This is a genomic window from Anaerotignum sp. (assembly GCF_031981185.1).
Classification (GTDB): domain Bacteria; phylum Bacillota; class Clostridia; order Lachnospirales; family Anaerotignaceae; genus Chakrabartyella.
Map to the genome: position 1 here is coordinate 12585 of NZ_DALYUL010000033.1, position 11900 is coordinate 24484.

Annotated in this window: 21 protein-coding genes; 6 read left to right on the top strand and 15 right to left on the bottom strand. The window is 36.9% G+C overall.

Annotated features, from left to right (window positions below; translation table 11 throughout):
- The 13 genes from RTK36_RS14740 to RTK36_RS14800 all read right to left on the bottom strand — a co-directional run.
- The coding region (locus RTK36_RS14740; RefSeq protein ID WP_312047996.1) for a hypothetical protein at positions 1–192 on the bottom strand (192 nt) is incomplete at its 3' end.
- 496 nt (positions 193–688) lie between these two features.
- Entirely contained in the window at positions 689–1114 is a 426-nt protein-coding gene (locus RTK36_RS14745; RefSeq protein ID WP_312047997.1) for a DUF4760 domain-containing protein, read from the bottom strand.
- Positions 1115–1346: 232 nt separating this feature from the next.
- A complete protein-coding gene (locus RTK36_RS14750; RefSeq protein WP_312047998.1) occupies positions 1347–1739 on the bottom strand; it encodes a hypothetical protein in 393 nt (130 codons plus the stop codon).
- Entirely contained in the window at positions 1723–1905 is a 183-nt protein-coding gene (locus RTK36_RS14755; RefSeq protein ID WP_312047999.1) for a hypothetical protein, read from the bottom strand. Before RTK36_RS14755 ends, RTK36_RS14750 begins: the two co-directional genes overlap by 17 nt.
- 199 nt (positions 1906–2104) lie before the next feature.
- A complete protein-coding gene (locus tag RTK36_RS14760; RefSeq protein ID WP_312048000.1) occupies positions 2105–2635 on the bottom strand; it encodes a Holliday junction resolvase RecU in 531 nt (176 codons plus the stop codon).
- A 20-nt stretch (positions 2636–2655) separates the two neighbouring features.
- Positions 2656–4071 (bottom strand): DNA (cytosine-5-)-methyltransferase, encoded by a 1416-nt coding sequence (gene dcm, locus RTK36_RS14765; RefSeq protein ID WP_312048001.1) that lies wholly within the window; start codon positions 4069–4071, stop codon positions 2656–2658.
- Between the two features lie 129 nt (positions 4072–4200).
- Complete coding sequence (locus RTK36_RS14770) at positions 4201–4929, bottom strand: rolling circle replication-associated protein (RefSeq protein ID WP_312048002.1); 729 nt, start codon at positions 4927–4929, stop codon at positions 4201–4203.
- A gap of 238 nt (positions 4930–5167) precedes the next feature.
- Positions 5168–5299, bottom strand: coding sequence for a hypothetical protein (locus tag RTK36_RS14775; RefSeq protein ID WP_312048003.1), 132 nt, complete (start codon positions 5297–5299; stop codon positions 5168–5170).
- A gap of 115 nt (positions 5300–5414) precedes the next feature.
- On the bottom strand, positions 5415–5699 hold the full coding sequence (locus RTK36_RS14780) for a hypothetical protein (RefSeq protein ID WP_312048004.1): 285 nt from the start codon (positions 5697–5699) through the stop codon (positions 5415–5417).
- Between the two features lie 43 nt (positions 5700–5742).
- Positions 5743–6042: an AbrB/MazE/SpoVT family DNA-binding domain-containing protein gene (locus tag RTK36_RS14785; protein ID WP_312048005.1), complete on the bottom strand. Its 300-nt coding sequence runs from the start codon at positions 6040–6042 to the stop codon at positions 5743–5745.
- Between the two features lie 38 nt (positions 6043–6080).
- The gene (locus tag RTK36_RS14790) at positions 6081–6305 is read right to left on the bottom strand and encodes a hypothetical protein (protein ID WP_312048006.1); all 225 of its coding nucleotides are present in this window, start codon (positions 6303–6305) and stop codon (positions 6081–6083) included.
- Positions 6306–6317: 12 nt separating this feature from the next.
- Entirely contained in the window at positions 6318–6482 is a 165-nt protein-coding gene (locus RTK36_RS14795) for a hypothetical protein (protein ID WP_312048007.1), read from the bottom strand.
- Between the two features lie 72 nt (positions 6483–6554).
- Positions 6555–6737 carry a hypothetical protein gene (locus RTK36_RS14800; RefSeq protein ID WP_312048008.1) on the bottom strand — a complete coding sequence of 61 codons (183 nt, stop codon included), beginning with the start codon at positions 6735–6737 and terminating at the stop codon, positions 6555–6557.
- A gap of 90 nt (positions 6738–6827) precedes the next feature.
- Here RTK36_RS14800 and RTK36_RS14805 point away from each other — a divergent pair, with 90 nt between their 5' ends.
- Complete coding sequence (locus RTK36_RS14805; protein ID WP_312048009.1) at positions 6828–7223, top strand: DUF2513 domain-containing protein; 396 nt, start codon at positions 6828–6830, stop codon at positions 7221–7223.
- On the opposite strand, the gene RTK36_RS14810 is transcribed toward RTK36_RS14805, so the two are convergent.
- Positions 7213–7437: a hypothetical protein gene (locus RTK36_RS14810; protein WP_312048010.1), complete on the bottom strand. Its 225-nt coding sequence runs from the start codon at positions 7435–7437 to the stop codon at positions 7213–7215. The two genes, RTK36_RS14805 and RTK36_RS14810, sit on opposite strands and share 11 nt — an antisense overlap.
- Before the next feature lie 99 nt (positions 7438–7536).
- Positions 7537–7719 carry a helix-turn-helix domain-containing protein gene (locus RTK36_RS14815; protein WP_312048011.1) on the bottom strand — a complete coding sequence of 61 codons (183 nt, stop codon included), beginning with the start codon at positions 7717–7719 and terminating at the stop codon, positions 7537–7539.
- A gap of 205 nt (positions 7720–7924) precedes the next feature.
- Between RTK36_RS14815 and RTK36_RS14820 the strand changes: the two genes are divergently transcribed.
- From RTK36_RS14820 to RTK36_RS14840, 5 genes are all read left to right on the top strand, one after another.
- Complete coding sequence (locus RTK36_RS14820) at positions 7925–8356, top strand: helix-turn-helix domain-containing protein (RefSeq protein ID WP_312048012.1); 432 nt, start codon at positions 7925–7927, stop codon at positions 8354–8356.
- Positions 8357–8364: 8 nt separating this feature from the next.
- The gene (locus RTK36_RS14825; protein WP_312048013.1) at positions 8365–8793 is read left to right on the top strand and encodes an ImmA/IrrE family metallo-endopeptidase; all 429 of its coding nucleotides are present in this window, start codon (positions 8365–8367) and stop codon (positions 8791–8793) included.
- A 114-nt stretch (positions 8794–8907) separates the two neighbouring features.
- Positions 8908–9642 carry a hypothetical protein gene (locus RTK36_RS14830; protein ID WP_312048014.1) on the top strand — a complete coding sequence of 245 codons (735 nt, stop codon included), beginning with the start codon at positions 8908–8910 and terminating at the stop codon, positions 9640–9642.
- 142 nt (positions 9643–9784) lie between these two features.
- Positions 9785–10738, top strand: coding sequence for a stalk domain-containing protein (locus tag RTK36_RS14835; protein WP_312048015.1), 954 nt, complete (start codon positions 9785–9787; stop codon positions 10736–10738).
- A 145-nt stretch (positions 10739–10883) separates the two neighbouring features.
- Positions 10884–11900: site-specific integrase (locus RTK36_RS14840; RefSeq protein WP_312048016.1), on the top strand; the 1017-nt coding region annotated here is incomplete at its 3' end.

The following is an 11900-nucleotide window of genomic DNA, read 5'->3' on the forward strand; positions in this document are numbered from 1 at the left end:
AGTTTTTCCGCAATGTAAACACCTAAGAAATACACAGTGAATAATTGTAACACAGCCAAATAATACCACCACAGTACAGGCTAGTACAATCTCTAACACAGGATACTGTTCTAAAAACAACATAGCCAGAACAATAATCAGATTAATTACTAGAAGCACAATACATACCCTAGCATATGACCTTTTCAGCACTTTCCCACCCCCCCTGGGTTTCTTATCACATATCTATTTATCATATTCAAATACTTTGCCACAATTACTACACTCCTGAGTTCCGCTCTTTGACCACTGCGGTTTAACAGTCATCTTTCCGCAATCTGGGCATCTAAGATGTATAAGTAGAATGATAAATGAAACACCCCAGAGAACCAATGCTGCGTATATAAGACCTTCCCGTAATGCATATTTCTTATTCATAAAAAAATTAATTATAAAAAGAACATAGCCTAATGAATTCATCAAAATATATGCTCTAGCATACGACCTTTTTAGCACGTCCCCACCCCCTTTGAAATCACAAAAATAATACCATATTTTTACAATCATGTAAAGTCAAGGGTTCGTTTTATAACGGCCTCTTAGGTTTTTTGCAATACCTACGGTACCACATTACCATAAAAATAAATATAATTGGTGCCAAACTTTTTTTCATGAATAAAATAAAAAAGCACCTTGCTCAGGCGCTATTTTACTTTCTTAAATATTTTTTTACCATCGTTTCATATTCACAACAAAGATTATGGTTGTCGGTATCTCTTTCCCTTCTCTTCATGATATATGGTTCAAGTTTTGTATATAATTTCTCCGCTGCAAACCCAAATACTTTATTGTACACATCTCTATCAATCACATTGTTTAAATATAAAGTGGCATAGAATTGATAATGCGTACAGATCAGTGCTCTATCTCTATCATCCGTTGTTAAATCAACTATTTCGTCCTCATCCATCATATAGACGTTTTTTCTTGCGTTGAACATTTCATCTGAATTGTCCTCTATGTGATATTCTTTTAACGTCACTATTCTTGATTTACTTTGAGTATAAAAAAATATAATGATTGATGCAATCGCACTTACTACTGCGATTGTTGCTGAAATAATTTCAATTGCCATATAGCTCCCCCCCTTCCTTTTGCTAACAACTGGCACAAAACGGTTACCACAAGGAGGTTGCAATAAATTTTATTTTAAAAATACCCCCAATTTTACAATTCGACACAAAATAGTTAATTCCTACCATTTGTCGAAAAATAGTTTAGGCACCAGCTTGCGCCAACACCCAAGAGGAAGTTTTGAATGTCATAGTACCACATTACCATAAAAATAAACGTAATTGGTGCCAACTTTATTTTTTCGTAGATAAAATTTTAAAGAAGTTTAATTTCATTCTGAAAAATGCCCTCCTGCTCATTGGTATCTGTAAATGCTCATATCTCACCCCATCAACAACATTACTTAGTATGTACGGATAAAACTCGTTGCCCGCTTCCATTGCCGACTGTTCTATGATCTCTAACTCCTTTTCAAGTTGCAGCCGCCTTAGTGCTGTATTCCCAGTCCTATCAGATATTTTGTTTCTCCCACCATTACTGTCAAAGCCGGGTGAAGAAAGCTCTGTTATTGACCGTAACTGTAATTGTTTTTCTCTATACTGCTTACAAAAATATGCTAATTCACGATACCGGTTATGAGAGATATTATAATTTTGCAGTTTTAAATCTCTATCTTTCTTCATCATCCACCACCTCTCCTTTAATTTGTCCACATTGCTGTGGATTGTTTAAGCAAGGGTTTTTACACTTTGCTTTGTTAAAACAATACGCACAGCAGATATTTCCTCTCATGTGGTCGCAGTTAAATAACTCACAAAATCTAAGGCCTTTGTTTTTCACTGTTGTTTTCATTCTGCACCCCCTCGTAAATTATCCTCATTCATTCCTCATCCTTTGTATGGTGGTGAATAGATGGTATAAAAATAAAAATTAACAACCACGCTAACCCATTGATCGGATATGTAGTATCAAAAATATCCATGAAAGGAAAATTCAATATATCTAAAACCCAAAATATTCCTAAGCAAGCACGAAATAGTTTATACATCGTTCACACCCTTTCTGGCTTATTCATATAATCCAAAAACAAAACGGATCCATTAAACTTAACCTGATATTCTTCAACATCATTTGCAGTGATATACTTCCGGCCATAATACTCTTTCATATCCCGCCAAACTTTCCAAGGAATGAAAAAAAACTTATCTTCAAGTCCAACGCATACCCCTGCAACCGCTCCCAAATTCATATGGCTTTCTAAAGCTTTCTGCTGCTCTGCTGTTAGTACGTCCCGCTTCATCCGGTCAGAAGTTGTGGTCTTTGCTTCAAATACGATGGATCTTCCATCTGCAAGAGTCCCTTGAAAATCCGGCTGAGCATGTGCCGTAAATCTCCCCATAAACATTCCATTGCTGCTTTTATTCAAAACCCGAAAGGGCTCAGGCGTTTTATTGATTTCTGCCCGGCCGTCTTCTCTGTATGTAATGCACCCCGCTACAATTGCACTTTCAAACAAATGCCCTTGAGCGTTATTTACTGCATTTTGATATTGCTGTTTTGCTGTTTGCTGATTGTAAGCCATTCTATCTCCCCTTCTCCCATTTATCGTACCGCTAACTTTATACCTATTGCACAAATTACCGGTACGGTTACCCCATTGCCCGCTTGCTTATAAAGCTGACTATCACTGCTGACCATGGAAGCTCTATCAAAATATTTATCACTCCAACCCTGCAGACGAAAACACTCTTTGGGCGTTAACCTACGAATTGCTATATAACACTGATATTTCTCGTCCCAAATGGCATAAATTGCACCGTCTTCTATGGCAATAATAACGCCTTGGTTGCATTGTGTATCCAGTGTATTTGCAATTGCTTTACCAACACGTCCACGCCTTGTTTTGCTGTTTGGCATAGATAGGTTCACGCTACCCCCAATTTTTGCTATCGAAAATCCTATTTTGGTTGCCTCTCTGATTTTTATTACAACACCGTGCCTATCCTGACTGGTCAATGTAAACATAGGCTCACCATTTTCTTTAAAACGTCTACCATTCTGTCGTTTTTCTGTTCTTTCAGGTGTTAGAACAGGAATTGCCACTCCGCTCACTTCTCTGCTTCTATTTGAAATGCCTTTGTAATACCTAGCTTGTAAACACCTTACACCCTTTGTAATGTGCAATCCCGCTCCATAAGTCAAATCGCAAAACATGGGTATAGCAATATGCGGCTCTCTACCCCCACCGTCCATTTTATTTAGGCATGGTGCTATTCCCTCAGGATTGTAAACCCTACCTTGATTTGGATTGTCACGTTTTTTCGTTGGCATAAAATTGCCTATTTGCTCCAAATTATTTTTTCTGTCTGCTCCTTCGATAGGAAAAACTTTGCTGGTACTTCGTCCTCTAAAATGTCCAACAATGAATACTCTCTCTCGGTTTTGTGGTAAATAGTCTGCAGAGTTAATAACTTGCCATTCTGCATCGTACCCGATTTCATCCAGTTCAACGAGAAGTTTGGCAAAGTCAAGCCCTCTATTAACACTAAGTAAGTTTTTAACGTTCTCAATGAGTAAGTATGAGGGTCTATCTTTTTCTTCGAGTTCTCTAATAAGCTTTGTAACTGTGAAAAACAAACTTGAACGGTGTCCGTTAAATCCCAGTTGCTTTCCTGCGACACTAATGTCTTGACAGGGGAATCCAAAACACCAGCAATCGGCTCTTGGTATATCGGCAACATTAACTGTCCTGACATCATTTCTGTACCACTCCCTTTCTTCAATCCTAGGAATAATTTCTGCATCTATGTATTTTTGCGCTTTTCTTATTTCCAGGTCCTTTAATTGCAATCTTTCATCATCCGTCAGCAAGTGCATAGCGATATAACTTCTTGTAGCAAAGGAATCATATTCACAAAATCCTACGCACTCATGTCCTGCCTGTTCCATTCCAGCACGGAATCCACCTATCCCGGCAAACCAATCAATAAATTTCAACGGCGTTTCACCTCCGTTCATGTCTCCCTCCGAATAAAATCGCAATCCATCAAACACCAAACCTTATTTGCGCCGCCGTTTTCCTTACACCGTTCACAATTCATGCAAGTTCCGTCTTCCTTATCGAAGCACAGCCGGCACAAACATTTTTCACAACTCGGTTTTATCTTTTCCCGTTCCATAATCATCCCCGCCTAATCTAATCGCTTTTAAATATCTTATAGGGCCAATCTCCTCTGAGAAATATTCACTGCTTTCCACAACCATGTACCCCTTGGGAGGTTGGGGCTTCTTTTTTGGATTAGCCGAATTTATTTTTTTTACAATGACTTTCGGTTGTACCAAATTTTTACTTGTGGTCCATCTTTTTTCATATTCTTTTACATTTTCCTTGGTTATGTACCTGGCCAAGCCTGTATAATCTCCGCCGGGTTCTAATTGAGAAATCATAACTCTACCGTTTCCCCACAACTCCGTCAATTCCTTAAGGGTAATATCCATGGCATTCACTAAAAGATGATGATGCTCCCGCTTGTCTTCTGTTTCCGTTACTACGATGTACTTTACAGCAGAAAGCCCTTTCTTTTTTCTCCAACGTCTCAGTCGGCTCAAAAAATTCCGCAGCTCTCTTTTGATTTCCTGCCTTGATAATTTGTTTCCGTATGTAAGGGTAATAAACAAATCCCCTTGTGTGAAATTAGCATTTATCAATCTAGATAATTTTCTTCTAGCCAATTTCAAATTTCGTTCTTTCTGTTCCTCGGAAGTCAGAAGCTCATTTTGCCCTCTGTTATATTTTTTTCCAATGGCTCTTGGGGAGTAATACTCCTCACACTCATATACGTCTCCTGCCCATATGTGTTTTCTATATCTTGGCATTGCTTTACCCCTTTCTATAAATAACCATAGCCCTAATGTTAATCTCTTTATCGAGGAGCTAAAGGGCAATTTTGCCCCTAAATTCCTAGGCTTTAGAAACAGGCTTTTTCATGGAAAGCAACCCAAAATACTTGTGAAACGATGTACTATGTTGTATAATATAAGTACTATATCTTGGGTTTTATCTAAAACCTTGCCCCTTTCTTGCTGTCACAAGAGAGGGGCATTTTTTTTGCTCTTATTCTGTTTTTTCACCCGCTTGGCATGTACATTCCTGGGGAGTTTCTTCTATATTATTAATATCGCAATCACAGGTTTCCCCGTGGTCTAAGGAAGCTCCACAAATGGAGCAAACACTAAATTTACTCATATAAACCTCCTATGCATTAAATATTGAAATCTCTTGTTTCAAAAATAAATTTATGCTATAATCAATTTGAGTGTGGTGCTGGGTTTCCCAGTGCCTTTTTTATTGCATAAATTCCTCATTTTTTCCTCCACGGCTTGTCCAGCCAAATCCCAACCAAAACAACAATCAGTGCAATGGCACAGCACTCAAAAACTAAGAGAGCTTTTTCCGGTGCCGCTTTCGAGAACGATTCAATAAATGTTGCAGAGACTATTGCTACAATGATCATAAAAATACTTTTGAATAGCTCCGAAAAAATCCAATCTCTACGCCTACGCTTTTGTAATTTCTTCATTCGCCTTTGTTTGCTCTGTTTTAATTCGAATATTCTCTCTACTTCCATTACCTCACTTGGTTTCACGGCTTTCCCTCCTTTCTCAGACCGCTACTGTTCTAAAATATTTCTACTTACTAGCCTTTGTTTCGTTCGTTCCGGACTTGATAATTTCTTCAATTTCCGCAAGTTTATCTATTAAAATGGGCTTCATTTTTCCGCAATCCTCAAAGACTACTCTATCCTTTAGGCGATTGACCATATCAAGCAAATCATCCACAGCATCATACCGCTTCAAAATAATGGCATCATTTTCTGTAAAAATTTCTAAAGCGTCTCCAATGCTAATACCCAAATTTCTTCTAAGCTCTATGGGCAGAACAATCCTCCCAAGCTCGTCCACTTTTCTTGTAATTCCTGTTGCTTTCATAATCTCATCCTTTCTATATTTCATAGGAAATCAAATTTTCATAGCATGGCCTCTGCCAGGGCGTGAGGATCTAGCTTCAGCTTATCCTTAAACACCCGCAAATTATTAACTGTAAATTCTTCAGGGTAATGATTCATACGGCGGTTATACGTTGAAACCGAAACATGTAAATAAACCGCCATTTCATCCCGACTAATTCCATTTTCAAACATAGCCGCCTTTATTAATGCTGGAAGCCGTTTATCTACCTTTTGCTTTTTCAATACCTACACCTCCTACTCTGTGATTAGCTCAAGTAAGAGAGATGCTCTTTCTTTCGACTCACACCATTCTCTCTCATAACCCTTCTTTGGGCTACTCATAAGATAATTTGAACTATATGCAAATACATTGTTCATTTCCATGTCGTAATACTTTTGAAGCAACTCTTTTTTGTCCATTAAATCAACCTTTCCTGTTTTTTTAAAATTACCGCCAATCAAGCCCTACAGTATTGAGAAATTCACATCCAATTAATACTCATTCAACCTACCCAACACAAATGTTGGTTTTTTGCTGGTGAATGCTGAATTATAATATGTATTTAGCAACACCCAACCACCAGAAGCCAGTAAAACATTAGCTGCCGCTATGTCAACAACCTCCAATATCTGCCTAACCTGCGTAACCACTTCAACAGACTTAACCCTAGTCACGTTTTCCCCTCCCAAATCTTTAAAAATATGTAATTAGTATCCAAAACAATTGACTTTGTGGTACAATCTCCTAGAAGGGAGATGTTTTACATGAAATTAGATTATGATTGTGTTAGAGATATTTTAATTTCACTAGAAAGCCTTTTACAGTTTGGCAAACGCTTTGAAGCGCCATCTATATCACTTAAACAGCTTTCCAGCTACAATCAAATGCAATGCTACTCTGAACAAAACATTGTCTATTGCACACAAAAACTTACGGAGGCAGGATTAATTAAAGTTCGTATACTAGAAGCAAACAATTTAATATACGACATAAGCTATAACTCCATCACATTCAGCGGTCACCAATATTTAGACAGCATCCGTAGTAATGCAGTTTGGGAAAAAACAAAGTCCAGCTTCCTCGAAAAAGGTATTTCTCTTACGTTCGACTTGATTATTAAGGCTGCCCCTAAAATTGCCCTGGCGATGCTTAATCTCTAAAAGTTTTTATATTCTGTTCTACTTGCAAATCAATATAAGAGTTTAGTTTCTCTTTTACTTGATTTGCTTTTTCTTTTACAATTACCTCAATCCCATTACTTGCAGCAAACCCATTCAGCTGATTGTCACAAATATTTGATGACAAAATAAGAAAAGATTTCGAAATCAAAGGTAAAATTTCTTTAAAATACATCTCATTAAATTCCTCATCCACCCGCTTCACATATGCCTCCTGATCCTCTAAAAAAATATGTAATTGGTACGCCGAAGCAATCGGCTATTTTTCAAATTATCCATCAAACCAGCTTCCATCTCACTTCCCGATTAGCTCATCTATACTTAATCCTGTAATTTTAGACACAGCCATCAGGCTGTCAACTCTAGGAGTTGACTTTTCCCAACCACTAATAGTACCGTTACCTAAACCGCACATTTTTTCAAGTACTGATACCGGAGTATTATTTTCTTTACACCATTCCTTGATTTTTTCTAACAAAAAAACACCTCCTTTTTAGATAAAAAACTAAAAATATGTTGACAATTATTAGGGAATAATCTAAAATAAAATCACCACAGACTATTTGAGACTATCCTCGAATTAAATTAGGTGATCACCTAATTCTTAATCCGATTATATAGGGTATTCTCTATTTTGTCAACTACATTTTTAGGTTTTTACCTATTTTTTCGGAGGTTGCTCTATGAATAGCGTTGAACGTGTTAAAGCGATATGTAAAGAGAGGAAAATACCAATATCCAAACTTGAAAAAGATTTGGGATTTGCAAACGGATACATTGGTCAACTTAAAAAAGGATCTTTTCCAGATGACAGACTATTAGCAATCGCGAGCCACCTTGGAGTAACAGTGGATTATTTGATGAACGGTGAAGAAACTAAGCAGGCAGAAAAATTTACATTAACTGACCGAGACAAAAAAGACATTGCTAAAGACATGGAAGCTATTAGAAAAAAACTAAGTAGCAAAGAGGATGGTCCCGCTAGCTTTGACGGCGAAGATATCGAAGAGGCTGAAGTAGAATTGGTTCTCGATAGCATCGAAATGATGCTGAAAAGGCTGAAACGAATAAACAAGGAAAAATACAACCCTAATAAGAACAAAGATAAGAAGTAGGTGGATTATTGAAGAGTATCAAACAAATTGCTGGCTACTACAAAAGAAAATTTGGAACTTCTAACCCGTTTGAAATTGCTGAATTTTTAAACATTGAAGTGATATTTGATAACTTTGATAAATGCTCTGGCTGCTACTTATTTATGAAGAATCACAGATGCATTTTTATAAACAAAAACCTGGAATATAGAGATAGGATGCTAGTGATGGCGCATGAGCTAGGTCATGCCATTCTTCACCGAAAAATGAATTGCTATTTTATTAGAAATAAAACGTTTCTCCTTACATCAAAAATTGAAAGAGAAGCAAACCGCTTTGCTGTTGACTTATTAATTGATGATAAAGAATTAGCGGAGTATGAAGATAAGACTGTTGGACAATTATCTGAAATATTTGGTATTGAACCAGCATTAATTGAATTAAGATTAAAAGAATAAAAAAATCCCCCACAGTACTACCTATACTGTAAGGGAAAAGAAGTATGCTAACCAGCAACCCCTCTTAAATATTACTTTATATGTTAATATTTGTCAAATTAAAGGAGGGTAATAATGACAGCAAATCTTTTTGCACCAATTGTACTAACTCTAGTTTTAGGTTTATCCAGTTACGGACAAGGATCTGATTACAATCCAAATTTCGGAGACATTATTGTTGAAACAGGACTTACCATACTCAAAACTCCAAATGCAAAATTGTCCCAAGAAACACTGACTCCAAATTATGAAGGTACACATATTTCTGATCCACCCGAAAAAGTAGTATCCAATTACTTAAATGCATTAAAGGGCAGAGATTTAGAAACTGCAAAGACCTTTGTTAGCAGAGAAGACGGCCAAATATTTACTGAAATAGAAGACGGAGAATTAGCTTATCAAATGCTTACTATCCTGGAAACACTATCCTTTAATATAATCTCTACTGAAGTAAATGACTCCACCGCTACTGTTAAGGCCAAAGTTAAAAATATTGATATGGATCCTGCAATGGGAAATTTTATCAGTGAGTTAGTTTCCCTTTCTTTCTCAAATTTAGAAGAGGAAATAAATCTAGATGAGGAAACATTGAAAACAAAACAAAAGGAAATATTTTCGAATGTACTTGAAGCAAATAGGGATATAACAATTGAAACAGAAGTAGACATCCAATTAGTAAAAAGCAGTACAGGATGGTTACTTGTCCGTAGCGAAGAACTTGAAGATGGAATAACCGGTGGTCTTTTATCCATTCGAAAAGACTTTAAAAGCATTTTTGGTCAAGACGGCGAAGATACTGTACGGAATTAACAATTCTTGATTAAATATATAATAAAAAACCGCCCTGTCTTGCACACAGGACGGTAAAGTATGAAAAGATTCACGGAAAAATCCTCCCCAAGGAAAATTATAACATAATTTATAATCTTTGTAAATTTGAGGAGGAAGAACAATGAAATTCAAATGGAAAACAATTGCTACAACTTTATTGGTAACAACATTATTTTCTTCAAATGTTTTTGCTGCCACTATTACCATTGATGGTAGACCATTAACGACTAAAACACCACCTACGGTTGTAAACGGACGTGTTATGGTACCTGCCAGACCTATTTTCGAAGCACTTGGTTGTAAGGTAACATGGAACAGTTCAACCCAAACAATCTCCGCAATTAATGGCAGTAATTTAGATTCAATTGATTTAGTTTTGAATAAATCAACTGCAGCAATTAACGATAAAAGCTGTGCACTAGACACACCCGCTCAGATTATTAATGGTAGTACTATGGTACCATTACGATTTGTAGCCGAAGGTTTTAATTGTAGCGTAAAATGGGATAGTAAAACTAAAAATGCATCGATTACCAGAAATAAAAAAATCACCACTGATTACGTTCCATATTCTGCCGGGGACAAAGCCACACTTGCACAAAACATTGCAGATGGAAAAGTAGTATATATTGATGGACAATATTGGGCTACTCCGGAATATGCAACGTCATTAACAAATGGACAAATGACTTACTATAATACTTCCGGAGATAATGAAGAACTTATAGATATGGCATCAAGAACTTCATCACCTACCGATAATGTCAGTGATGAATATAGATGGACTAATGGAGGAAAGTATATTTTTGAAAAATTCGGAGTAAACAAAGATGATCTAGACTTCGATTACAGTCAGTTAGAAGAATTTAATTCAAATAAAGTTTATTTATATGGATTCTACAATCAGGAGCTATCTAATACAAAACTAGTTTATGCTGTGAACGAAATAACTGATGAGTTTTTGAATGCTAAAGATGCTCCCACCCAAACATTTAACAGTATCAGAATGTATAAAGAGAATGGCACAATATATATGAATGTACTTGATCTAAAAAATCTTGACTTATACAACTAACCATTTATAAAAATCCCCCACTCCGCTACCAACGAAGTGAGGGACAAGCGGTCGCACCGTGGTACAATCGCCCCAAACAAGCTAATTGTATCACAGGACCGCTTTATTTACCATACCAAAATAAATAAAGGAGGTCTTATTTTTTATGGCAACAGCTAAGAAATTGCCGTCCGGTTCCTGGACATGCCGTGTGTATAGCCATACGGAAACCGTTGACGGAAAAGAAAAATCAGTCTACCAACGTTTTACTGCTCCCACAAAAAAAGAAGCAGAGTTTCGAGCTGCAGAATACGCCCTAAACAAAACCCGCAGAAGAAACCCTGCAAACTTGACCGTCAAAGAAGCGATAAGTGGTTATATCGATGCAAAAAGAAATATTCTATCCCCATCCACAATTGTTGGTTATGTTTCTCTTGAAAAAAGAGCATTTACTGAGATAGATATTACTATTGCAAAATTAAACAATGATATTCTCCAAAGATATTTCAATAAAATGTCTACGCAAGTTTCTCCTAAAACACTACGTAATATGTCCGGATTGCTCAGTGCATCTATCTACTATTATGCACCAGACTTTGTGTATCGTGTTGCTCTACCGGCGAAGCGGTCCTCAGAAATTGAAATACCAGAAGCCGATGAAATAAAAATGCTAATGGATGCCGCAAATGGATATAGAATTTTACTTCCTGTCATGCTAGCATCAGGGATGGGCTTAAGACGAAGTGAGATATCAGGATTAACCGTGGGAGATGTCAACAAGAAGAAAAAAACGCTTTCCATCAATTCTGCTGTCGTCCAGAGTGAAAACAAGGAATGGGTTACAAAGGGTACAAAAACAAATTCAGGTAAACGCACACTTTCTATCCCTGAATATATTTATCCTACCATTCTGGATGCAACGAAAGACAAAAGTAAAGAGGATAGCCTGACCGGTATGACTCCCTCTGCAATTTCCAGCGCATATAATAGGCTGCTTGAAAGTTCAGGGGTAACAAGGTATAATTTTCATTCTTTAAGACATTACTATGCTTCTATGATGTTGGCCAATAATGTGCCAAGCAAATATGCAGTAAGGCGAATGGGACACGCCACCGATGATATGCTGAAAAGAGTATATCAGCACATCATGAGCGAAAAAGACATTGAAGTTACGGACGTTATA

Coding starts and splice junctions, on each gene's coding strand:
- RTK36_RS14745 (WP_312047997.1), bottom strand. CDS start 1,114: ATGGCAATTGAAATTATTTCAGCAACAATCGCAGTAGTAAGTGCGATT.
- RTK36_RS14750 (WP_312047998.1), bottom strand. CDS start 1,739: ATGATGAAGAAAGATAGAGATTTAAAACTGCAAAATTATAATATCTCT.
- RTK36_RS14755 (WP_312047999.1), bottom strand. CDS start 1,905: ATGAAAACAACAGTGAAAAACAAAGGCCTTAGATTTTGTGAGTTATTT.
- RTK36_RS14760 (WP_312048000.1), bottom strand. CDS start 2,635: ATGGCTTACAATCAGCAAACAGCAAAACAGCAATATCAAAATGCAGTA.
- dcm (WP_312048001.1), bottom strand. CDS start 4,071: ATGAACGGAGGTGAAACGCCGTTGAAATTTATTGATTGGTTTGCCGGG.
- RTK36_RS14770 (WP_312048002.1), bottom strand. CDS start 4,929: ATGCCAAGATATAGAAAACACATATGGGCAGGAGACGTATATGAGTGT.
- RTK36_RS14775 (WP_312048003.1), bottom strand. CDS start 5,299: ATGAGTAAATTTAGTGTTTGCTCCATTTGTGGAGCTTCCTTAGACCAC.
- RTK36_RS14785 (WP_312048005.1), bottom strand. CDS start 6,042: ATGAAAGCAACAGGAATTACAAGAAAAGTGGACGAGCTTGGGAGGATT.
- RTK36_RS14795 (WP_312048007.1), bottom strand. CDS start 6,482: ATGGACAAAAAAGAGTTGCTTCAAAAGTATTACGACATGGAAATGAAC.
- RTK36_RS14805 (WP_312048009.1), top strand. CDS start 6,828: ATGAAATTAGATTATGATTGTGTTAGAGATATTTTAATTTCACTAGAA.
- RTK36_RS14820 (WP_312048012.1), top strand. CDS start 7,925: ATGAATAGCGTTGAACGTGTTAAAGCGATATGTAAAGAGAGGAAAATA.
- RTK36_RS14830 (WP_312048014.1), top strand. CDS start 8,908: ATGACAGCAAATCTTTTTGCACCAATTGTACTAACTCTAGTTTTAGGT.
- RTK36_RS14835 (WP_312048015.1), top strand. CDS start 9,785: ATGAAATTCAAATGGAAAACAATTGCTACAACTTTATTGGTAACAACA.